Below are 22,953 nucleotides of genomic sequence, written 5' to 3' on the forward strand. Positions count from 1 at the left end.
CCGCCTTCTCTCCTGATCAGCCTTGCTCTCGCAGCCGCTTCGCGATTGCCCGGTGCAAGTCAGGGGCGGCGGTGACAAGCGCCTTGGCAGCCTCGGATTGCGGGCGGTCGAGCACCTCGCTGGTCTTGCCGCGCTCGACGATCTTGCCGTCATGCATGACCAGCACCTCGTCCGTGATGGCGCGGGCGACGGTCAAATCGTGGGTGATGAAGAGGTAGGCGATACCGAGCTTCTGGTTGAGCTCGGCGAACAAATCGAGGATCTGGGCGCGGATCGAGACGTCGAGCGCCGACACCGGCTCGTCGGCGACGACCAGCTTCGGGCGGGTGATTATGGCGCGGGCGATCGACAGGCGCTGACGCTGGCCGCCGGAAAATTCGTGCGGATATTTGTCCATGTCGCGCTGGTCGAGACCGACTTCGTGCAGCGCATGCGCCACCATCTCGCGGCGCTCGGCGCGCGTCGGTTTCTTGTCCTGTAGATGCAATGGCTCCGCGACCAGTTTTTCGACCTTCTGGCGCGGGTCGAAGGATCCGTAGGGATCTTGAAAAACGACCTGCATGTCACGCCGGGCCGGCTTCAGCTCGGATTCGCTCTTGCCGGTGATGGTCTCGCCGCGAAACCGGATCGTACCGGAGCTTGGCCGGTCCAGCGCCAGAATCATACGGGCGAGCGTTGACTTGCCGCAGCCGGAGCGGCCGACCAGCGCCACCGATTGGCCCGGCGCCATCGACAGGGATACGTCGTCGACGGCGCGGATATCAGACGCCCTCCTGAACAGCGAAGTGCGCCGGCCGGCATAGTCGCGGGTCACGCCCTCGACCTGAAGCAAAGGTCGGCTCGTCTCGACACCATGCGGCTTGGCGCGCGCCGGCACATGCATCGAGGCTTGCGCCAACTGGCGCGTATAGGGATGAAGCTGTTCGGACAGCGTGCGCGCCGTGTCGCCGGCCTCCATCACCTCGCCACGGCGCAGGATGGTGATGTGGTCCGCCATTTCGGTCACGACGGCAAGATCATGCGAAATCAGGAGCAGACCCATGCGGCTCTCCGCGACGAGGTCGCGCAAGAGGTCGAGGATCTGTGCCTGCAGAACCACGTCGAGCGCCGTCGTCGGCTCGTCGGCGATCAGCAGCTTCGGCTTCAGCGCACAAGCGATTGCGATGACGACGCGCTGGCGCTGGCCGCCGGACAGTTCGTGCGGATAGCGCGACATCGGGAATTTCGCCGAGGGCAAGCCGACACGGTCGAGCATTTTTCGCGCCCGGTCTTCGGCCTCGGCGCGGCTGGCCTTGGTGTGCCAGCGTATGCCTTCGGCAACCTGTTCGCCGATGGTCTTGACCGGGTTGAGCGCCGTCATCGGCTCCTGGAAGACCATGCCGATGTCGTCGCCGCGCAGCGCGCACATCTGGTCCTCGGTTGCTGCCAGGATGTCGATGCCGTCGAATGTGACATGTCCGGTGGCGCGCGCGGCATGGGGCAGAAGCTGCATCACCGTCAGCGCGGTCATCGATTTGCCCGAACCGGATTCGCCGACCAGCCCCATTACCTCACCGGGCGCGACGGAAAGCTCCATACCCCTGAGGATCTGCGTGTCGCCGATAGTCAGCGACAGGTTCTCAATGTCGAGCAGGCTCATCGCTGCCGCCGCGATTTCGGATCGAGGATGTCGGCAATGCCGTCGCCCAGCAGGTTCAGTCCCAGCACGGCGACGACGATCGCCATGCCCGGAAAGATCGCCATCCATGGCGCCACCACCATGCGGGTCTGCGCGTCGAACAGCATGCGGCCCCAGCTCGGCATCGGCGGCTGGGCACCCAGGCCCAGATAGGAAAGCCCGGCCTCGGCCAGGATGCCCAGCGCGAACTGGATGGTGCCCTGCACCAGGAGCAGCGTGGCGATGTTGGGCAGCACATGTTCGATTGTGATCTGCGTGCTGCTCTTGCCGGCGGCGCGCGCGGCCAGAATGAACTCGCGCGGCCAGATCGCCAGCGCGCCGGCGCGGGCGACACGGGCAAAGACCGGAATGTTGAAGATGCCGATGGCGATGATGGCGTTGATCGCGCCCGGCCCGAAGATGGCGGTGATCATGATCGCCGACAGCAAAGCCGGGAAGGCGAAGACGAGATCGTTCAGCCGCATCAGTGCCTCGTCGACGAGGCCGCCGCGTGCCGCGGCAAAGGCGCCGAGCGGCACGCCGACCCCCATGCCGATGCCAACCGCGACCAGCGCCACGGCAATCGAATTGCGGGCGCCGACCATGACCATCGACAGGATGTCGCGGCCGAAATGATCGGTGCCGAACCAGTGCGTCAGAGAGGGGGCTTGCGTCTTGTCCGATATCACCAGTTTGGTGACGTCGTAGGGCGTCCACGCATAGGAGACGATTGCCATTGCCAGGATCAGCAGGGTGATGACGAAACCGGCCACGAAGGCGGTGTTCCTGAATGCCTTGGCCAGGATGCTGCCGAACGTCTCCTCTGGGATGTCGATGTGCAGTGTCATTGCCGGCTTCTCAGGCGCGGATCGACAACCGCATAGGAAAGATCGACGAGAAGGTTGACGGCGATGACGGCGGCGACCAGCAGCATGACGACGCTTTCGACGACGATCAGATCGCGCTGGGTGATCGCCTGGAATACCAGCCGGCCGAGGCCGGGCAGATAGAAAACATTCTCGATGATGATGGTGCCGGCAAGCAGGAAGGCGAATTGCAGGCCCAGAATGGTCAGGACCGGGATCATGGCGTTGCGCAGTGCATGCCGCCACAAGACTGCGCGATAGGGCAGGCCCTTGGCGCGGGCGGTGCGGATGTAGTCTTCGCTCAGCACCTCGATCAGCGCCGAGCGGGTGACGCGCGCCAGGATCGCGGCTTGCGGCAAGGCAAGTGCGACCGCCGGCAGCAGCAGCGATTTCAGGGCTGGCCAGACGCCGGCACTCCAGCCGGGAAACCCACCGGCCGGGACCAGCCGCAGCCAGACGGCGAACACATAGATCAGCATCAGCGCGAACCAGAAATTGGGCACGGCGACGCCAAGCTGTGCGGCACCCATCGAAATCGTATCACCGGCGCGTCCACGCCGGCTGGCGGAAAACAGGCCAACGGGAATCGCGATGATGGTGGAGAGCGCAAGTGCAATCAGCGCCAGCGGCAGCGAGACGGCAAGCCGCTCGCTCACCAGGTCGATGACCGGCACCGAATAGGTGTAGGAACGGCCGAAATCGAGGCTGAGCAGGCCGCCGGCCCAGTGCAGATAGCGCAAGGCCAGTGGCGCGTTGAGGCCCATCTGGTTGCGGAGAAGTTCGATCTGGTCGGCGCTTGCGTTCATGCCCAGCATCAGCCGTGCCGGATCGCCGGGCAGGATCTCCAGCACGGCGAACACCACCATGGAAGCCAGCAGCAGCGTGGCGATGGCGACGGCGATGCGTTTTAGGAGATAGGCGGTCATGGAAGCGGAGGCACTGTTATTTTGTCCACCGGGCAAAGGTTGCGTTCCCGCACACCCCCCTCTGTCCTGCCGGACATCTCCCCCGCAAGGGGGGAGATTGTGCTCTCATCGAGGCTTTCGCCAATCGTTGACGGTGCGCAGACCAAGAAGGTTGCAAAGGGTGCACCATCGGCCAAACTGCCGATCTCCCCCCTTGCGGGGGAGATGCCCGGCAGGGCAGAGGGGGGTGTGACGGAGCGCAAGTTCCGCCAGGCAGCCTGAGTCTTCAATCCGACCACTTCACCTTGGTCAAATCATTGGCCTGGATCGGTGCGTTTTCCCACAGGCCTTGCAGCTTGGCGTCCCAGACGCCGACCTTCGGTAATTCGTAGAGGAAGCCGACCACGGCGTCGTCGGCCAGGATCCTCTGCGCTTGCCCCAGCAATTCCTTGCGCTTGGCTTCGTCGGAGGTGACACCGAGGTCGGCAATCACCTTGTCGAAGGCTGGATTGTCGTAGTTGAAATAATAGTCTTTGCGCGAATAGATATCGATGTCGTTGGGCTCGGTGTGGGAGACGATGGTCAGGTCGTAATCCTTCTTGGTGAACACCTGATCCAGCCACTGTGCCCATTCGACCGGAATGATTTCCAGATCGATGCCGACGTCGCGAAGTTGTGAAGCGATGATCTCGCCGCCGAGCCGCGCATAGGCGGGCGGCGGCAGTTTCAGCGTCGCCTTGAAGCCGTTCTCGAGGCCTGCCTCCTTCAGCAGTTCCTTGGCCTTGGCGACATCATGCGGGTAGCGGCCGGTGAGGTCGACATAATCCTTGTTGGCCGGTGACATATGCGAGCCGATCGGCTGCCCGAGGCCGGCCGAGGCGCCGTCGATGATCGCCTTGCGGTCGAGCGCGTAGGAGATCGCCTGTCTTACCTGCAGCTTGTCGAAAGGCGGCTTCTTGTTGTTGATCGACAGGATGGTCTCACCCTCGGTCGCGCCGATCACAACCTTGAAGCGCGGGTCGTCCTTGACCTGGGCGACGCTGTCGGCATCGAAGAACGGGAAAGCCTGGATGTCGCCCGAGAGCAGCGCCGGCACATAGGCGGCTGCATCCGGCACGATGCGGAACTCGGCCTTGTCGAGGGACGCCGGCGTACCCCAGTAGTTATCCGATTTGACCAAGGTGATCGACGATCCCTTGGCCCAGCTCTGGAATTTGAACGGGCCGGTGCCGATCGGTTTCTCCTTGTTGGTATAGGCAGATTCCGGCGCCACGATTACCGCGTCGCCCCAGCCCATATTGTAGAGGAACGAGCCCTGCGGGTTTTTCAGCGTGACCTTGACGGTTGCCGGGTCGACCACGTCGACTTTGTCGATGGCGGCGAACAGGCCCTTTTGTGCGTTGACGGAATTTTCGGCGCGGGCTCGATCGAGCGAGAATTTCACGTCGCTGGCGTCGAAGTCGGTGCCGTCATGGAATTTCACGCCGGTGTGCAGCTTGAAGGTGTAGACCTTTCCATCATCGGAAATGGTCCAGCTTTCGGCCAGATCCGGCAGCACCTCGCCATTCGGCCCGATGCGCGTCAGGCCTTCGAACACATTGGCGTAGAGAACCTCGTCGATTGCCGCGGCGGCACCGGCGGTCGGATCGAGATGCGGGGGTTCGAGCGGAATGCCGATGACCAGGTCGGTTCGCGCGGCAAACGCGGAAATGCCGGCGGCCAGCGACAGCACCGCGGCCGCCAGAATGGTTTTCCACAGTTTCATCGTGCAACTCCCCATGCGTTCAGACACGTGCTCGAACCCGGGCGATAGAAGCGTGATTTCGCCACGGAGTAAATTGCGTTTCGTTCTGCCCGTTGGCGTGGCCGGGAATGTTTTTGTCCTGGCGACCGCATCGGCAGGTCGAAGCTTGTCGCGGTGCGCACCTTATTCCGCGGCTGTGCCGCGCAGCAGCACGTTGAGCCCTATTGCCATCACCTTGGCCGATTCCACCATGTCCGATATGCCGACCCATTCGTCCGGCCGATGGGCGAGGTCGAGAATGCCCGGCCCATAGGCGATGCAATCATAGATATGGCCGATGCGCGCAATGTGCTTCTGGTCGTAGGTGCCGGGCGAAATGACATAGTCGGGTTCGCGGTCGAAGATCGCCATGATGCCTTGCGCAACCGCCTTGACCACCGGGGCGTCGCGCTCGGTCATCAGCGGCAGCACTTCCATCAGGTCGCGGATTTCGTAGTCGAATTTTGTCCGCTCGCGCTTTAGCCGGTCGAGAATACCGGTCACTTCGCCTTTGACGGTGTCGAGATCTTCCTCCAGCAGGAAACGGCGGTCGATGGTCAGCCGGCAGGAGTCGGGCACGTTGGGCGACGGCAGGCCGGGCCGGAAGTCCTCGGTCTGGCCGCCATGGATCGAATTGATGTTCATGGTCGAGCGTTTTGCCCCTTCGGGCACGACCGGCATGCGCGTCATCTTGCGGTCGAGTGCGGGGAACAGCTCGTCCTCGAAAGCCCTCAGCACGGCGCCCATGTGACGTACGGCATTGTCGCCGAGAAACGGCATCGAGCCGTGCGCGATCTCCCCCTTGGTCTCGATCTCCGCCCACCAGACACCGCGATGACCGAGGCAGATGCGGTCCTTGTTGAGTGGCTCGGGTATGATGACGTGGTCGACTCTGGGCTTCGAGAAATAGCCCAGGCTCGCCAGATGGGCGACGCCGCCGAAACCACCGGACTCCTCGTCGACCGTGCCGGATATTTCGATGGCGCCGGGAAAATCGGGGAAGACTTCCAGGAAGGCTTCGGCTGCGACGATCGAGGCGGCAAGACCGCCCTTCATGTCGCAGGCGCCGCGGCCGTAGACCTTGCCGTCTTTGACGATGCCGGCAAAAGGATCGACGGTCCAGCCGTCGCCAGCTTCGACCACGTCGATGTGTGAGTTGAAGTGGACGCAGGCGCCTGACGATCTTCCGTCGAAACGGGCAACGACATTGACGCGCGGGTAGCGGTCGGTGTCGCCGGGCGTGCCTTCGGCGCGGATGAATTCGGTCTCGAAACCGCTCTTCTTCAGCCGCGCGCCGAGATATTCGGCGCATGGCCGATAGGCCTCGCCGGGTGGATTGATGGTCGGAAAACGGATCAGCTCAGTGGTCAGCGCGACGACATCGTCGCGCCTGTCATCGATTGCCCGGAGGAGTCGCTCGTTCATACCCAGAGTTGAGCAGCGATCTCAGCGGTTTTGCAAGCCCGTTGGTGATCGAGCCTGGGCGGCGTGTCGTTGCGGCAACTATTGCGGGAAATCGTTCAAATTCGCTGCTTTGGATTGGCGAATTGGTCAAGGTGTGTGTGTTAGCCCGTTCATCTGCCATTAAAAAGATGAAAGACAATTTGAGGGCAGACAGGTTAGGGGCAATCAAAGGGGTTTGATCGCATGAAAAAGACAGTTCTCATGGCAGCCGTGTTTGTTGCGATGCTGTTCGGTGCTTCGGGGCAGGGCTGGGCAGCCAGCCTCGTTGCAAATATTGACGTGTCGTCGCAGACGATGACCGTCAGATATGGTGCGTCGGTTTACCGGTGGAGCGTCTCCACCGCGCGCAAAGGCTACATTACCCCGCGCGGCAGCTATCGGCCGCAACGGACGGCGCGGATGTGGTATTCGCGCAAATACGACATGTCGCCGATGCCTCATTCCGTGTTCTTCCGCGGCGGCTATGCCATTCACGGCACCGGCGCGGTGAGGCAGCTCGGGCGCCCGGCATCGCATGGCTGTGTGCGCTTGCACCCGACCAACGCCGCCGCCTTCTATGCGATGGTTCGGCAAGCCGGCTTCGGCAATACGCGGATTGTCGTGACGAACTGAAGAGATTCAGGTTCGCTGTTGTCGGCTGGCGCAGGGCTAACACCCTCGCCAGCAGTTCTGTTTAAGCGTTTGGGACCGCTTTTGCCTGCGAGGGCCGCTTTCGACGCCCGCCGCTGATCTCCCACCTTTTGTGGAACCACATCCACTGGCCGGGATCTTCTCGCACCCAGCGTTCGACGACATCGTTGAGACGCTGGGTGGTGGCGTGGACATCGACGCTGCCGTCAGCGGTGCGCGGCAATGTCAGCTTGTCCTCGATTTCGAGCCGGAAGCGGTTGCCTGGCAGCCTGATGCAGCGCGCCGGATAGACGTCGCAGTCATAGTGACGGGCAAGGGTGGCCAGCACCCGATTGCTCTGGCACGGACGGCCGAAGAACGTCGTATCCAGTCCATTGGAGAATTTCTGGTCGACAAGGATGCCGATGTTGCCGCCGTTCTCCAGGACCCCGGCCAAGGCGAATGAAGCACCGGCCATCGATGGCAGCAACGAGCCCATGGTCGAGCGGCGCGTCGAGAGGATGTAGTCGGCAAGATAAGGATTGTTGGGCGGCCGAAACAGCGCCGTGATGTTCATGCCGAAGGTCGCCGCCGCCACCGGCAGCAATTCGAAATTGCCGAGATGACCGGTAAAGACGATATGCGGCTTCTGTTCGCCAGCGATTTCGACGAAGTGGTCCGCTCCTTTGACCTCGATGCGGCCGGGCTTGATGGCTGTAGGGTCATAGTCGAAGAGGGCGTCGAGAAAGATGTATTCCGCGGCAAGACGGGCCATGTTGCCCCACATGTCGGAGGCGATCGCCTGGATCTCGGCTTCGCTCTTTTCCGGATAGGCCTTGCGCAGATTGTCGACGGCAACCTGATGGCGTCCCACCCGGGGGCCGACCATGCGTGCGACGCGGTCGGCGAAATTCAGCGCACTGTCGGCCGGCAGCAGGCGCAGGACCGAGATGATCATCATCGCCGCCCGCGCCACCAGCCAGTAATTGAGCTGGCGCAGTTGCCTGCCGTAACGAAATTTTAGATCCCGGCGGAACTTCTTGAACACAGAGGTCAAGGCTCTAGCCGACGCGCAGGATGATCTTGCCGAACACGTCGCGGCCTTCCATGCGCTTCAGCGCGGCATCTATACCGTCGAAGTCGACTTCGGTATCGATGACAGGTGCGACCTGTCCCGCCGCCATTTTCTGCATGGCGTTTGCCATGTTCTCCATGCGGCAGCCAAAGGAGCCAAGCAGTTTCAATTGCTGCTGGAACAGCTGCATGAGGTTGATCTGCGTCGACACGCCGGAAGTCGAACCGCAGGTCACCAGGCGGCCGCCACGCTTCAGGCACAACATCGAGGCGGCAAAAGTGTCGGCGCCGACATGTTCGAAGACGACATCGACGCCCTTCTTCTTGGTCAGCTTGCGCACGACGCCCTCGAAACGGTCGTCGCGGTAGTTGATGACATGGTCGGCGCCGAGCGCCTTGGCCTTGTCGATCTTGTCGTTGGAGCCGACCGTGGTGATGATGGTGCAGCCCATCCGCTTGGCCAGCTGGATGGCCGCCGAGCCGATGCCGGATCCGCCGGCATGGATAAGGATCGTCTCGCCGGGCTGTAGCCTGGCGTTGTCGAACAGCATGTGCTCGACCGTGCCGAAGGTGACGGGCGCGACCGCCGCGCCGATGTCGGTCACGCCGGGCGGGGCAGGGACCAGCAGGCGAGCCGGCAGGTTGATCTTCTCTTGCGCGAAACCGTCGAGATGGAAACCGTGCACACCCGAAACATGTTCACAGAGGTTGTCGCGGCCTTCGCGGCAGGCTCGGCAGAGGCCGCAGGTGCGCGCGCCGTAGATCGATACCAATTGTCCGGGCAGCAGGCTGGAAACGCCGGGGCCCACCGCCTCGACCTCGCCGGAGGCTTCGGCGCCGACGACCAGCGGCAGCTTGCGCTTGGCGAAGGCCATGCCGCGCCAGCCCCAGACGTCGATATGGTTCAGCGCCACCGCCTTGATGCGCAGCGTGACTTCGCCAAGTGCCGGCGGTGAGGGTGGCGGCAGGTCCACCGTTTCAAGACGGCGGTCCTCGATAAGTTGCAATGCGCGCATTGGGCCTGTCGGTTTCGGTCTGGCTGAAAAAGGTCGCTTAGACCGGTTCCCGCGCCATGACAAGGCAAGTGTTCTGGCCGCCGAAGCCGAAGGAGTTCGACAGAACGGTGCGAACCTCGGCATTGCGCTTCTTGTTCGGCACCACGTCCAGCACGATCGCGGGGTCGGGATTGTCATAGTTGATGGTCGGCGGAATGACGCTTTCGCGCATCGTCATCAGCGAAAAAGCTGCCTCGACCGCGCCGGCGGCCGACAGCGTGTGGCCAATCATCGACTTGTTCGACGAAACCGGCATCGAGCCGATCCGCTCGCCGAACACCGTCGACAGCGACAGATGCTCCATCTTGTCGTTTTCGGGCGTCGAAGTGCCGTGAGCGTTCACGTAGTCGATCTCGTCTTCGCTCAAGCCGGCATCGGCAAGCACAGCACGGACCGCCGCGATCGCCGGCGAAGCGTCCGGCTTCGAGCGGGTGCGGTGGAAATCGTCCGCCTTTTCGCCGCAGCCGCGCAGGATGCCAAGAATCGTGGCGCCGCGCGCCATCGCGGCTTCCAGCGATTCCAGCACGAGAGCGCCGGAGCCCTCGGCCAGCACAAAGCCGTCGCGCTCCTTGGAGAAGGGTTTTGACGCCTTTTCGGGAATGTCGTTGTGGGTCGACAGCGCCGACAGCAGCGAGAAGCGGATCAGCGCCTCGGCGGTTGCCGAACCGTCGGCGCCGATCGACAGCGCCCGGTCGCATTCGCCGCGGCGGATCGCCTCGACACCGAGCTGGATGGCGGTGGCGCCGGAAGCGCAAGCGGTCGACAGCGTGATCGGCAGCCCGCGTGTGCCGAAACGGTCGGCAAGCCGGTCGGCGATCGAGCCGAACTGCGTGGTCTCGAAAATGTCTAGTTCCTTCAATCCGCGCGCCACCCGCAGCAGCCGTTCGCCGCCGGAGTCCAGTTTGTCGGAATTGTAGAGCGCGAAGCGGTCGTGCCAGTCGAGTTCGACCGGCGGTGAAGCGAGGAAGAGAGGACCACCGAAATCACCGGAATCGAGGCCGGATTCGGCCACGGCCTCACGCGCGGCGGTTTCCGCCAGTTCATAGGTGAGGTGGCTGGAGCCCTTCGAGCTCGATGGCAGGAAGTCGACCATGCCGGAGATGCGGGTGTTGAGATGATCGACCGGAAAACGGGTGATCGGGTGGATGCCCGACTTGCCCGAGGTCAGCGCCGCCCAATTGTCGGCCTTGCCGACGCCAAGCGAGGTCACCACGCCGATGCCGGTGACGGCGACGATCGGCCTGCCCATATGATCGTTCAGATTGGCCATGCGGGAGCCCTCGAGCGTTTATCGTTGCAGCATGGATCGTGGAACACCGCCTCAGGCGGCGTTGATCAGCGCCATGCCCTCGAATTGGTGATAGCCGATCGCCGTTGCAAGGACGGTTGCGGGAACCCCTTCGAACGGCTTCTCGGCTGCGGCATCAAAAACGGGGTAGGCGGCCTTGCGATCGACGGCCAGCGCCGCCAGTGCCACGGCGAAGGGAAACTGTGCTTCCTTCATGTGCCCGGTCAGCGTCGAGAAGCCGCGCGCGGCAATCGCCGGATTGGCGTCGAGCGCTGCTTTCTCGGCGATGGTTGCCATATGGGCGCCTGACGCGCCCGACAGGGCCAGTAATTTGCCGTTCGGCATTGCAGCCTGCTTGAGCAGTGCGGCGATCTCGGTGTCGAGTTCTCCCCGTGGGCGCCTGGCGCGGCCGGAGACGACCGGCCCAAGCTCGGCATAAATCTTTCGTCCGCGGCTTGTCGCGTGTTCGCGCTGCTCCAGCACCAGGAAGGCACCGCCGGATCCAGTCACGACGCCGCCGCCCTCAGCCCCCTGTCTTTGCCAGACCGGCTTCCACGGGCCGCGATGCAAATAGCCGGCGAGTTCATAGCCGAGCAGCATGTCGGAATGTTCGGTCTGGAAGGCACCGCCGACCAGGATGTGCGTCGACTGGCCGGAGCGGATGCGCGCGGCTGCCGTCTCGACGGCGGCGACACCGGCACCTTCCTCACCCATGAAGGTTCTGGATGAGCCCGTCACCTTGTGGACGATGGAGATGTTGCCGGCGAGCAGATTGGAAAGCTGGGCCAGGAACAGTGTCGGCCGCAATTCGGTGGTCAATTTCTCGTTGAGCAGCACATCGCGGTCGTTGCGGCTTTCCGAAGCGGCGAGAATGGCGGCATCGACCGCCTCGTCGCGTTCGCCGCCGCCTGCGGCCACAACCATGTCCATGGTCGTGCAGAGTTCGTCATTGCCCTTGATGCCGGCGTCGTCCAGCGCCAGGCCTGCGGCATAGGTGCCGAGCCTCTGCCAGGTTTCCATCTGGCGCTGATCGCCGCGTTTGGCGATCTGCAGGTTCCAGTCGATCTCCGGCAATGGATGGACGGTATAGGGTGCAAAGCGCGCCGCTTCGAGCACCGGTTCCAGGCCCGGCTGCGCGAGCTTCTGCCAATGGGCGTCCGGACCTTCCCCCAGCGAGGAGACAAGGCCGATACCAGTGATGACGACGTCGCGGGGGCTGCTCATGAGCGGCTTTGTGGGTCAGGCGGCAGGGCGCGTCAAGATCACGCGCTCAACCGAAGTCAGGCGGTCTTGGCGGCAACCAGTGCGTCGATCTTGGCGCACAGGTTCTTCATGACGAAGTAATCGTCGGTCGAAGCCTTGCCGTCATTGACCTCCTGGGTCCACTTTTCCAGCGGCACCTTGATGCCGAATTCCTTGTCGATGGCAAAGACGATGTCGAGGAAATCGAGGCTGTCGATGCCGAGATCGTCGATCGTGTGGCTCTCGGGCGTAATGGTGTCGATATCGATCTCGCTGGTGTCGGCAATGATCTTGGCGACTTTGTCGAACGTGGTGGACAAGGGCTTTTCCTTCGGTTGCGGGCGGAATCTGTCCGCATCTTGTTTGGGCGCTGTCTAATCGGTTTTTCCCGGCAGGAAAAGGCCTGATACGCCGGGCGCAGATGGGAAGCCTGCTCTGTAAAGGCAAGAAGGGACGCCGGCTGACCGGCGGCCCTTCCCTTTGACGTTACGTCAGCCTTTGTCTCGATGCATGTCGTTCCCCAAAACCGGAACCACTTTGGGCGACATGCATTAGCTGTCGCGGAGCTTGACCAGGTCGTTCAGCAGCCCGCCCGTTCCGTTGTGGACGGTCAGCCGCTCGACCTTGCCGGCGATGGTTTCCAGAGCCTCAAGCTCCTTCAACCGCAGCATCACCGGGTTTTCCGCCATCACCCTGGCCGTGTTGAGGAGGGAACGCGTCGCGTTCGTCTCCTCGCGGCGACGGATGATGTTGGCCTCGGCCTGCTTTTCGGCCGACACCACCTGGTTGAGGATCTCGCGCATCTCGCCCGGCAGGATGACATCCTTGAGCGCGATATCACTGACCTCCACCCCGATCTCGGCCATGTCGGCGCGAACCTTGCCGGCGGCCTCCTCGTCGATCGTCACCTTCTTTTCAAGGATCTGATCGAGTGTCAGCGCGCCAAGGGTCTTGCGGAAGGCGTACTGCAGGGCGCGGTAAAGGGCTTCGGAGAAGTCCTTCACCATGCTCACCGCCTTGACAGGATCGACGACCCGGTATTCGGCTGCGATGTTGACGCGGATCGTCACGCGATCCTTGGTCAGCACTTCCTGCCCAGCAACGTCGAGCGACTGGCGCTTGAGGTCGACGACCTTGATCTGCACCATGCGTCCGACGTTCCAGAAGCCATGCACGCCCGCCGTCAGCGTCCTGACCAGGACACCGTCGATGAACAGCAGTCCGGCCTGACCGTCGACGACCGGGTGGACGGACATCAATTCCGCCTTCCGGGCCTGGCCGAGCCGGCGCATGACCGCCGCATCGATGGCGAGATCGACCGATGTGTCGATCAGCGTCACCTTCCACGGACCGGCATCCGTCCACAGCACGAGCTTGCGGTCCGGCGCCAGAACGGCGTGCAGATTGCCGTCACGCTCGATGATGGCGACATCCGTGCGCCCGGTGCGAACGACGGTGAAATGACGCGCGGCCACATCCGGGAGCTTGTCGAACAACGCCTTCTCGTATGCCGAAACGAATTCCGGGTTCTTCAGATCGTGCCGGGACACTTCAAGGCTGCCGCGCCGGTTGGCGAGCCAATGTTCGCCCGGCAGCAGGACAGTCTTGATCTCACCCTTGTGGAGGGTGAGGGCACGTTCGTTTTCCTTTACGAGGACGCGCTCGCGTCCAAGAACCTTGTCGAGAATTGTCATTGTTTCACTCCTGTCGGGCATGGCCACATGCGAGGCGTCAAGTCATGCGTCGATCGTTCCTTTCGTTTCTCGTTTCACATCGTCGTCTTGCGTCATCGTCCGGGCACGAATGATCCGGGGACTGGTGGCATCAATCCGTGGCGGGCCTTCGGGAGCGGATCGCGGGGCAGCGAAGCGGGCGCCGGAGGCCGAGCTTCCTTTGCCGGCGACACTGCGCCTTGATCGTCACCGCGGGCCTGGCCGCGAGCCGATGGCGAAAGACGCTTGGGATGATCCGCGCCCGAGGGCTTGGGCCATCCGTTCAGTCTTTCGCATTCCAGTCCCCTGACCGTTTTTCGGATGGCTTTTCAGGCCAATGGAGAAGGAATCGAACCTTCGACAGTCAGATTAACAATCTGATGCTCTAACCAAACTGAGCTATCCGTGGTGCAGATGAAGGGAATTGAACCCCCGACCTCCGGACCCAAATCCGGCGCTCTCCCGCTGAGCTACATCCGCGATCCCAGTCCCCAAAGCGGCGCCGTATACAGGGCGGCAAAGCCGCCTGCACGGGCGGAGGCGAAAGCTCCAACCGTTGTGCTCGCTTCGGTTCTCGTGACCGGGAGCGCGCCTATAGCCCCTGCGACGGGTTGTCGCAAGCGGCATTGTCGTGGCGGATTTGCGGCTTCTTGCGGCGGTGGCATTTCGGCAACACCGCTTTCGACGTCAGCGATCGCGCGCAGGGAGCTCAGAAGGTGACGCGGCCGAGCACGCGCAGGCTATCGCCCTGCGGCTCCACGACCACGGCCTCGCCTTCGCGCGGCGAGATGCCGGTCAGCGCCACGATGTCTTCCAGATGGGTGACCATGACCAGATTGTCGGAGCCGGAATAGGCGCGGATTTCTTTCAGGATCGCCGCGATCTGCGCGGCTTTCTGCGCCTCGTCGCCCTTCAGGAGATCGAGCGGAGCAAACAGCTCCGGCTCGGCCTCGAAGGCGATGCGGGCAGTATCGAGGCAGCGGCAATAGCGGCTGGACAACACGCGCTCGATCGGTGCCGCACGGGCGGCAAACAGAGCGCCGATCTTGCTCGCCTGTTGCTTGCCACGGGCCGACAGGTTCATCTGGGTGGCGCAACTGTCGATGTCGAAATTGGCCGGGTCGGTGGTGCCGGTGACCATGGCATGGCGCAGCAGCACGACATGTCCGCCATCGCGCAGCAGCGCCCAGCCTGCATCCGTGGCGTGGGCCACGCCGGGAATAAGAAACAGGAACAACGCCAAGGCAAATCGAATCATCCGCTATCCTTCTCCGGTTCCCGGCAATGGGTTCCGGTGACGGGACATATAGGGACGGTAAAGCCAGCCGAAAGACAAGGCGCGGTCGGCGGGATGCGTAGACCTACTTCTTCGCCATCTGCTTCTTCACCAGATCGATCTTCTGGTCGGTGAGCGGGATGGGGATTGTGTAGCCGGCTTCGGTAAAGCCCTGCTTGGCGTTCTCGAAGAATTCGATCGCCTTTTGATATTCGGCCTTGCCCCCGCCATAGCTGGCTCGGTTCCAGCTGACGTCACCGAGATTGTTCTGCGCGAAGGCCCATTGCATGGGCAGGCTTTCCCTGGTGAATACCTTCAGCGTGGCCGCGAAGGCGGCCTCGGCATCACCGAGGTATTTGCCGGTGCGTTCGAGATTGCCGAGGTTGAGCAGGCTCATGCCGATGCCGTTCTGGGCGTTGGCCCAGTCGACTGGTGCCGCGTCGACGGTGAGTACTTCGAGGGCTGCTCGGCGGGCCGCTATGGACTCAAGCAGCGTCCTGGAGTCGGCATTGCTCATGCTCAGCCAGTGCAGCGTCGAGCCGAGGCCGGCCTGGGCCAGCGCCCATTGGCGGGGGGTCGTCTCGCGCTTGTACTCGCGCAACGCATCGCGGTAGGCGGCAATGGCTTCACCATAATGTTCCGGCTTGTCGGTGACGCCGCCGAGGAGCTGCAGCGTGTTGCCGAGATTGTAGTGGCTCATTGCCCAGTCGAGAGGGAATTTCCGTCTGACATAGACCTGCCGGGCCGCCCGGAAGGCCGCGGCCGACTGCTCCAGCTTGGCCGCGTCGCGGGTGCGCTGGCCAAGCGTCTGGTAGATCGAACCGAGATTGTTCTGCGCCGACGCCCAGTCCATCGGGAAACGCTGCCGGGTAAAGACCGTCAGTGCATCGTCATAGGCGGCCGCGGCCTCTTCGAGCGCGCCGGTGCCCATATCGAAACGGGCGACACCGCTCAGCGCGTTGCCGAGGTTGAGCCTGCTGGTCGCCCATGAGACGGGGAAGGTTTCACGGGTTCGCACTTCAAGCGCGGCACGGAACGCGTTGGCCGCCTCGTTTATCTTCGCCTTGTCGTTGAGCTGAATGCCGAGCGACACCAGCGTGTTGCCGAGATTGTTCTCGACCATCGCCCATTCAACCGGCGCCTTTTCGCGTGTGTATTCCTCAAGTGCCAGCCGGTAGGCCGCCTCGGCTTGCGTCAGATGTTCGCCGGCGGCCTCGCGCTCGGAAAGCGCATAGAGCGCCAGGCCGAGATTGTTCTGCGAAGCGGCCCAGTCGAGCGGGACCTTGTCGCGCGGGCGTTTTTCGAGTGTGGCGCGCATCGCCACCACCGCCTCGTTCAGGCGTTTCGGGTCGCTCTCACGTTCGCCGATCTTCAACAGCACGTTGGCCAGATTGTTCTGCGCGGCGGCCCAGTTAAGATCGTCCTTCTCGCGCTCGAACACGACAAGGGAATCGCGAAAGATCCGCGCTGCCTCTTCAAGGCGCGCGGTCTCCGTCTCTCGCTCGCCGATGGTCTGCAGCACCACCGCCATGTTGTTGCGGGTGATCGCCCAGTCGCGATTCTGTTCGTCATTGGGGATGAAGTTCAGAATGGTGCGATAGGCCTCGATGGAGTGCTGCAGCGCATCGAGATCGCCGGTGGCGTAGCCGTAGGCGTTCAACGCCTCGGCTTGCTGGTTCTTGTAGTTCCAGCGCAGCTTGTCGTCCCATTTCTCGGCCAGCGAGAAGGCCTTGGCGTAATCGCCTGCGGCGGATTTGTAGTCGAAGACCAGGCCAGAGGCATCGGCGCGCCTGGCATAGATCGCGGCATCGGCAAGACGCTTCTGCTTGACGAGATCCTCGGCTTGATCGACCGCGTCGTTGGTCTCTTCGATCCGGCCGACGGCATCGTCGAGGAATTTACGCGCCGTCACGATGGCGCCCTGGCTGATGGCCTTGTCGGCGGAGGCGACAAGCCGTTTGATCTCCGGATCGTCGGTGCGAAGCGCTGCACGCTCGGACATCATCTTCTTCAGGCGCTCGGCCTGGGCGTCGAGCACCTTTTGCAGGTCAGTCGGATCTTCCGGGATCTTTTCCGTGCCGAGCGCTTTCAGCACGCCATAAAGCGCATCAAGCGGCACGCCTTCCTGCAGCGAGGCCAGTTCCACCTGCGCCCGTTTGGGGTCGGGCAGGTCGGAAATCGTCAGCAGCAGCTGGCGCCGCTCGCCGGTGATCAGCCCGTCGTCGCCGGTCGGCTCCGCCGGCGCGACGCCGAAATAGAGCAGCCGGCGCAAGCTTTCATTGACCCAGGGGCGCTGCTTTGCCTTTGTGTCGAGATAGACCTCCTCGGTCACCATGCGCATGACCGAGCCGAACTCGGTACCCTTCATCGCCGCGAGGTGGCGCAGCAAAGCGGACGCATAAGGGCTGTTTTCGCCGGCGGCGCCATCGAGCGCTGGACGACCCGGTTCTGCGGCAAAGCCGACCACCGTACCCAGGCTCGCGTCGGCCGCCGGCGCATTGCCGAGCGCCTTCGCGCCGCGCACCGGCTCCAACCCGCCGGCGCCTATGGGCGAGGCGGAAGCGGTCGGTGAGCGCCGGACCATGGCATCCGCGGGGAATGGATTGGTGCGGCAGGCGTCGAGCAGCATGATCGTCACCGGCACTGTCTTTTTCAATGCCTCCATGACGGCCGATATCGGCACAAGGCTGGTGCCGGCATCCTTCAGCGACGGGACGTCGGCATCGACCGGAACCAGATAGTTTTCGCCGCCGGCCTCGATGCCATGACCGGAGTAGTAGATGAAGGCGACATCGGCGCCGTCGGCATCTTCGGTGAACCGCTCCAGGTCGCGCTTCAGCTTGGTGGCGTCGCGGTCGGTGACGCTGCGGGCGTCGAAGCCAAGGTCGGTCAGCATCTTGGCCATGTCGCGGGCGTCGTTGGCGGGGTTGGGCAGGGCGGCGATGTGCAGGTAATTCGACTGGCCGATGATCAGCGCCACGCCCTTAAGGCTTATTGTCTCGGCAACTGCAAGCGCGGTCGCGGCAAGGCAAAGCAGTGCGGCGATGAAAGCCGTCAGCCATGCCCGCCGCAAAAGATTAAGCTTCGAGGTTTCGACAAAGGTCATTTGTCGTTCGCATCCGCCCTGATGATCCAAGCCCTCTATAACGCTGCCAATGGACCATGATCAAATTTGGCCATGATCAAATTAGGGCATGATCAAATTCGGGCGCGATTGCGCCGCGGCCGTGGCTCGCCTATCCCTGAAAAATGTCGCCGCTCACCGAAACCGTTCTTTTCGTCTTCAGCCTCGTCGCGCTCGGCTATCTCACCGGGCTCACCGGCTATCTAAAGCCGGCCAGCGGGGACGGCATCTCCGAATTCGCCATCAACGTGGCGATGCCGCTGCTGCTGTTTCGGACGATGGTGAATTCCGATTTCCATGGCGTGGCGCCATGGTCGCTGTGGGGCGCTTACTTCACCGCGGTTGCAATGACATGGGCTGCCGGCCATCTGGTGACGACGCGAATCTTCGGGCGGGACGCACGCACAGGTATCGTCGGTGGAGTGTCGTCGTCCTTCTCGAATGTGGTGTTGCTGGGCATTCCCTTCGTTCTCGGCGTATTCGGGTCCAGCGGATTCGAAGTGCTGTCGCTGCTCGTTTCCGTGCATCTGCCGACCATGATGATGGCGTCGATCATCATGTTCGAGATATTTGGCCGCGGTGGCAGCGAGCCCGTACACCCGCTGCGCATCATCCAGAGCTTTCTGAGAAGACTGTTCACCAATCCCCTGATCATCGGCATCCTGGCCGGGCTGGCATGGCGCCTAACCGGCGCGCCGCTGCCGAACCTTGCCACACGGCTGGTCGATGCGCTGGCTGACACTGCCGGGCCAGTGGCGCTGTTCGCCATGGGCCTCAGCCTGCGCCGCTTCGGTATCTCCGGCAATGTCCGGCCGGCTCTGGCGCTTTCGGTGCTGAAATTGTTCCTGATGCCGGCTCTGGTTCTCGGTCTGGTCTGGCTGCTTGGCCTGCCGCCATTGACGGCCAAAGTGGCGGTGGTGGTGGCGGCGCTACCATCCGGCATCAATTCCTATCTCATCGCCGTGCAGTTCAACACCGGCCAGGCGCTGGCGTCGAACCAGATGACAATCGCCACGGCGAGCGCGGTTGTTACAACCGCCTTCTGGCTGACGGTGGTGCTCCACGTTTTCGGATAGATAGCCAGATGGTGCGGCCAGCGATCGGCACGGCATATGTCCGGCCTGCTCTCGCCTCGGGCTGGTCCAACCCCTATATGCCATCTTGCGATTGCTTGCGGGCCTTGCCCTCGGTAAAGAGCAGTGGCTCCGGCGTGCCGGCTTCAGTCCATGGCGCACGCTCACCGAAGATTTCACAGACCGGCCGTCAGCGCGCCGAACGGAGGATAGACCATGCTTCAGAAAACCAGCCATTTCATGCGGCAGGCCAATCTCATCAATGGCGAATGGGTGCAGGCCGACAGCGGCCAGACGGTTGACGTCAACAACCCGGCCACCGGCCTCAAGATCGGCACCGTGCCGAAGTCGGGCAAAGCCGAAACCCGCCGCGCCATCGAAGCCGCCGCGGAAGCTTTCAAGACCTGGCGCAAGACGACCGCGCTCGAGCGCTCGAAGCTGCTGCGCAAGCTGCATGACGCAATGATGGACAATCAGGACGTGCTGGCCGAACTGCTGACCATCGAACAGGGCAAGTCGCTGTTCGAATCGAAGGGCGAGATCGGCTCTGCCGCGGCCTACATATTGTGGTTCGCCGAGGAAGGCCGCCGCACCTATGGCGACGTCGTGCCGTCGCCATGGGCGGACCGCCGCATCCTGGTGACCAAGGAACCGGTCGGGGTCATCGCCGCCATCACGCCGTGGAATTTCCCGTCCTCGATGCTGGCCCGCAAGCTCGGCCCGGCGCTCGCCGCCGGCTGCACCGCAGTGGTCAAGCCGGCCTCGCAGACACCATATTCAGGCCTCGCCTGGGGTGCGCTCGCAGAGGAGGTCGGCTTCCCCAAGGGCGTCGTCAACATCCTGACCGGTTCGGCAAGCGAGATCGGCGACGAGATCTGCGCCAATCCGCTGGTGTCGAAGATCACCTTCACCGGATCGACCGAAGTCGGCAAGCTTCTCATCCAGAAGTCGTCGGTCACCGTCAAGAAAGTGTCGATGGAGCTCGGTGGCAACGCGCCGTTCATTGTCTTCGATGACGCCGACCTCGAGCGTGCGGTCGCTGGTGCGATCACCGCCAAGTATCGCAATTCCGGCCAGACCTGCGTCTGCACCAACCGCTTCCTTGTCCAGGCTGGTGTCTATGACAAGTTCGTCGAGAAGCTCGCTGCCGCCAGCAACGGGCTGAAGGTCGGCTCCGGCCTCGAGGACGGCGTGCAGCAGGGGCCGCTGATCGACGAGAAGGCGGTCGAGAAGGTCGAAGAACTGATCGCCGACGCCACATCCAAGGGCGGCAAGATCGTTGCCGGCGGCAAGCGCCATGCGCTCGGCGGTTCGTTCTTCCAGCCGACGGTCATTGCCAATGCGACGCCCAAGATGCGCTTCATGAAGGAAGAGATCTTTGGCCCGGTCGCACCGGTGTTCAAGTTCGAGACCGAAGAGGAGGCGATAGCACTCGCCAACGACACCGAATTCGGCCTCGCCTGCTATTTCTACACCGGCGATCTCGGCCGCGCCTTCCGCGTCATGGAAGGGCTGAAATACGGCATGGTCGGCGTCAATGAAGGCCTCATCACCACGCCGGAGGCGCCGTTCGGCGGCGTCAAGGAATCGGGTCTCGGCAAAGAAGGCGGACATCAGGGCATCGAGGATTATCTCGACACCAAATATGTCTGCATCGGCGGCCTCGGCCTCTGATAGGATATTCCCTGAGATGGGGAGGCCGATGGCCTGCCTGTCTCTCATGGGAAAACCAGCCGAAGTCTTCTGGATCAACTGGCATTTACGGGCATGGCGATGAAGGACGGCGAGGTTTTCGGCACGACGCAGGCAGGCGAGCCGGTGCGTCGCTTCACGATCAGGGGCGGCGGTATCACCGCCAACATCATCGGTCTGGGCGCGATCATCCAGGATCTGCGCCTGACCGGGCACGATGCGCCGCTGGTGCTTGGCTACGACAATCTGGCGGCCTACGAGACGGATACGGGCTTCTTTGGAGCGGTTGTCGGCCGCTATGCCAACCGCATCCGCGACGGCCGCTTTACCATCGCCGGCAGCCGCTACCAGACCGAGCAAAACTTCCTCGACAAGCATACGCTGCATGGCGGCTCGCAAGGCTATTCCCACAGGCCGTGGACGGTTTCGTTGCATGGCAGGGATTTCGTCACGCTGACGTTGCACGATCCCGACGGCGCGATGGGCTTTCCCGGCGCGCTCGATGTCACTTGTACCTACCGGTTGAAGATCCCCGGCACGCTCAGCGTCGAGCTGACCGCCACCTGCGAGGAGCCGACGCTGTGCAATCTGACCCAGCATTCCTATTTCAACCTGGATGATGGCGGCGCCGGCGACATTCTCGACCACAGGATGATGCTGAATGCCGGCGCCTACCTGCCGGTCGATGGCGACATGATCCCGACCGGCGTGGTCAAGCCGGTTGACGGTACGCCGTTCGATTTCCGCCAGGCGCGGCCGCTGCGCATGGAGACCGAGGGCGAACAGCTGCCCTACGACCAGAATTTCTGCCTCGCTTCGGCACGCGGGCCGCTCAAGCAGGCGGCATGGGCGCAAGGCGCCAGTTCCGGTGTCGAGATGGAGGTCTGGACCACTGAGCCGGGCGTCCAGCTCTATACCGGCCAGTACGTGACGCCGCGCACCGGGTTGGAAGGCCGCGACTACAAGGCTTTTTGCGGCTTCTGCCTGGAGCCGCAGATTTGGCCGGACGCGCCGAACCGGCCTTATTTCCCGCAGGCGACGCTGTGGCCGGGCGCGATCTACCACCACGTGACGGAATACAGATTCCGTCTGCCCTGAGGCCTGCCAATGTTCAGGTGAAGCCCGCCTGACCTGAATCGCAACAGACTTTAGCCGGCGAAGGCCGCGCGCAGCGTCTCGAACGGCGCCAGCGCGCCGCGCACCTGCACCACGGCGGCGGCGACGCGATGCGCACGGCGTGCTGCTTCAAGCGGGTCGTGGCCGGCAAGTCGAGCCGCAAGATAGCCGCCGTTGAAGGAATCGCCGGCGCCCGTCGTATCGGCGGGAGCGGCGACATGGATTGCCGGGACTTCGCGCAGCGTTCCTGCTTGGGCAATCAGTGCCGGTGCTTCGCCGTTCTTGACGACGACCTCGCCGACGAGTTGCCCGAGCCGCTTCGCTGTGGCTTGCGGTGTTGGATCGCCGAACAGCATCTGCTCGTCGGGGAAGGTCGGCAATGCGATGTCGGTGACGGCAAGGGCTTCGACGATCGCTGCCTGCGCATCCTCGCGCTCACGCCAGAGCCGCGGCCGATAGTTGGGGTCGAAGGCGATAAGTGAACCAGCCGAACGCGCCTTGGCGACGGCGGCCAGCAACTCAGCGCGCGCGGCTTCGTCCAGAATTGCCAAAGTGATTCCGGAAAAATAGACAAGTGCCTGATTTTCCAGGTTTTTCGATAATGCGGCCGGGTCCGAGACAAGCTGCCGCGCGGCGGCGTCGCCACGCCAATAGGTGAAGGAACGTTCGGCTCCCGTCAGCGTGATGGCATAGAGGCCGGGCCGCGCGCCCGCTATGAGCGGGCTGGAGCCGATGCCGATGCCGTTTTCAGCGAAGAAATCGATCTGGCCTTGCGAGAATGGATCGTCGCCGAAGGCCGAGACATAGGTTGCCGGCCGCTCAGCGCTCAGTGCATGCAGCGCCCACAGCGTGTTGAACGTGTCGCCGGCAAAGCCTATGCGCCAGTTCGGTCCCGTCTGGCCCGACAGTTCGAGCATGCATTCGCCGATCGAGGCGACGCCGTTTCCCGCCATCTGCAATCCTCCAGTGATCTCGGTGCTGTAGCTTTTTGCCACCGGCAGCGCCATGCTTGGCAAG

At 63.1% G+C, this 22,953-nt stretch carries 18 protein-coding genes and 2 tRNA genes; 4 read left to right on the plus strand and 16 right to left on the minus strand.

The window, feature by feature from the left end; all coding sequences use genetic code 11:
* Positions 1-16: 16 nt before the first annotated feature.
* From EOA19_RS14255 to EOA19_RS14280, 5 genes are all read right to left on the minus strand, one after another.
* The gene (locus EOA19_RS14255) at positions 17-1,639 is read right to left on the minus strand and encodes a dipeptide ABC transporter ATP-binding protein (protein WP_128303978.1); all 1,623 of its coding nucleotides are present in this window, start codon (positions 1,637-1,639) and stop codon (positions 17-19) included.
* Positions 1,636-2,505 (minus strand): ABC transporter permease, encoded by an 870-nt coding sequence (locus tag EOA19_RS14260; RefSeq protein WP_023812270.1) that lies wholly within the window; start codon positions 2,503-2,505, stop codon positions 1,636-1,638. Before EOA19_RS14260 ends, EOA19_RS14255 begins: the two co-directional genes overlap by 4 nt.
* A complete protein-coding gene (locus EOA19_RS14265; protein WP_023812269.1) occupies positions 2,502-3,449 on the minus strand; it encodes an ABC transporter permease in 948 nt (315 codons plus the stop codon). Before EOA19_RS14265 ends, EOA19_RS14260 begins: the two co-directional genes overlap by 4 nt.
* A gap of 265 nt (positions 3,450-3,714) precedes the next feature.
* Positions 3,715-5,193: an ABC transporter substrate-binding protein gene (locus EOA19_RS14275; protein ID WP_128303979.1), complete on the minus strand. Its 1,479-nt coding sequence runs from the start codon at positions 5,191-5,193 to the stop codon at positions 3,715-3,717.
* A gap of 162 nt (positions 5,194-5,355) precedes the next feature.
* Positions 5,356-6,636 (minus strand): acetylornithine deacetylase/succinyl-diaminopimelate desuccinylase family protein, encoded by a 1,281-nt coding sequence (locus tag EOA19_RS14280; protein ID WP_128303980.1) that lies wholly within the window; start codon positions 6,634-6,636, stop codon positions 5,356-5,358.
* A gap of 222 nt (positions 6,637-6,858) precedes the next feature.
* Between EOA19_RS14280 and EOA19_RS14285 the strand changes: the two genes are divergently transcribed.
* Positions 6,859-7,287 (plus strand): L,D-transpeptidase, encoded by a 429-nt coding sequence (locus EOA19_RS14285; protein WP_023812266.1) that lies wholly within the window; start codon positions 6,859-6,861, stop codon positions 7,285-7,287.
* Positions 7,288-7,348: 61 nt separating this feature from the next.
* On the opposite strand, the gene EOA19_RS14290 is transcribed toward EOA19_RS14285, so the two are convergent.
* The 10 genes from EOA19_RS14290 to EOA19_RS14335 all read right to left on the minus strand — a co-directional run bounded on the left by EOA19_RS14290 (position 7,349) and on the right by EOA19_RS14335 (position 18,037).
* Complete coding sequence (locus tag EOA19_RS14290; RefSeq protein ID WP_164892933.1) at positions 7,349-8,332, minus strand: lipid A biosynthesis lauroyl acyltransferase; 984 nt, start codon at positions 8,330-8,332, stop codon at positions 7,349-7,351.
* Positions 8,333-8,345: 13 nt separating this feature from the next.
* Positions 8,346-9,374 (minus strand): zinc-binding dehydrogenase, encoded by a 1,029-nt coding sequence (locus EOA19_RS14295; RefSeq protein WP_127291678.1) that lies wholly within the window; start codon positions 9,372-9,374, stop codon positions 8,346-8,348.
* Positions 9,375-9,411: 37 nt separating this feature from the next.
* Positions 9,412-10,683 (minus strand): beta-ketoacyl-ACP synthase, encoded by a 1,272-nt coding sequence (locus EOA19_RS14300; RefSeq protein WP_127291675.1) that lies wholly within the window; start codon positions 10,681-10,683, stop codon positions 9,412-9,414.
* A 51-nt stretch (positions 10,684-10,734) separates the two neighbouring features.
* Entirely contained in the window at positions 10,735-11,925 is a 1,191-nt protein-coding gene (locus tag EOA19_RS14305; RefSeq protein WP_128303982.1) for a beta-ketoacyl-ACP synthase, read from the minus strand.
* A gap of 56 nt (positions 11,926-11,981) precedes the next feature.
* Positions 11,982-12,263: an acyl carrier protein gene (locus EOA19_RS14310; RefSeq protein WP_010909964.1), complete on the minus strand. Its 282-nt coding sequence runs from the start codon at positions 12,261-12,263 to the stop codon at positions 11,982-11,984.
* Between the two features lie 231 nt (positions 12,264-12,494).
* Entirely contained in the window at positions 12,495-13,637 is a 1,143-nt protein-coding gene (locus tag EOA19_RS14315; protein ID WP_023812260.1) for a slipin family protein, read from the minus strand.
* Between the two features lie 352 nt (positions 13,638-13,989).
* A tRNA-Asn gene (locus tag EOA19_RS14320) sits at positions 13,990-14,059 on the minus strand.
* Positions 14,060-14,061: 2 nt separating this feature from the next.
* Positions 14,062-14,135: transfer RNA gene (locus tag EOA19_RS14325), tRNA-OTHER, on the minus strand.
* A 229-nt stretch (positions 14,136-14,364) separates the two neighbouring features.
* Positions 14,365-14,913, minus strand: a complete 549-nt coding sequence (locus EOA19_RS14330; RefSeq protein WP_023812259.1) for a histidine phosphatase family protein — start codon at positions 14,911-14,913, stop codon at positions 14,365-14,367.
* A 103-nt stretch (positions 14,914-15,016) separates the two neighbouring features.
* A complete protein-coding gene (locus EOA19_RS14335; protein ID WP_128303983.1) occupies positions 15,017-18,037 on the minus strand; it encodes a caspase domain-containing protein in 3,021 nt (1,006 codons plus the stop codon).
* A 143-nt stretch (positions 18,038-18,180) separates the two neighbouring features.
* Here EOA19_RS14335 and EOA19_RS14340 point away from each other — a divergent pair, with 143 nt between their 5' ends.
* From EOA19_RS14340 to EOA19_RS14350, 3 genes are all read left to right on the plus strand, one after another.
* Complete coding sequence (locus tag EOA19_RS14340; RefSeq protein ID WP_128303984.1) at positions 18,181-19,131, plus strand: AEC family transporter; 951 nt, start codon at positions 18,181-18,183, stop codon at positions 19,129-19,131.
* 213 nt (positions 19,132-19,344) lie between these two features.
* On the plus strand, positions 19,345-20,802 hold the full coding sequence (locus EOA19_RS14345) for an NAD-dependent succinate-semialdehyde dehydrogenase (protein ID WP_127291661.1): 1,458 nt from the start codon (positions 19,345-19,347) through the stop codon (positions 20,800-20,802).
* A 93-nt stretch (positions 20,803-20,895) separates the two neighbouring features.
* Positions 20,896-21,918: an aldose epimerase family protein gene (locus tag EOA19_RS14350; protein ID WP_023812255.1), complete on the plus strand. Its 1,023-nt coding sequence runs from the start codon at positions 20,896-20,898 to the stop codon at positions 21,916-21,918.
* A gap of 50 nt (positions 21,919-21,968) precedes the next feature.
* On the opposite strand, the gene EOA19_RS14355 is transcribed toward EOA19_RS14350, so the two are convergent.
* On the minus strand, positions 21,969-22,889 hold the full coding sequence (locus EOA19_RS14355) for a sugar kinase (protein WP_128304045.1): 921 nt from the start codon (positions 22,887-22,889) through the stop codon (positions 21,969-21,971).
* Positions 22,890-22,953: the final 64 nt, after the last annotated feature.

Origin of the sequence: Mesorhizobium sp. M7A.F.Ca.US.010.02.1.1, assembly GCF_004023085.1 — a bacterium.
GTDB lineage: Bacteria > Pseudomonadota > Alphaproteobacteria > Rhizobiales > Rhizobiaceae > Mesorhizobium.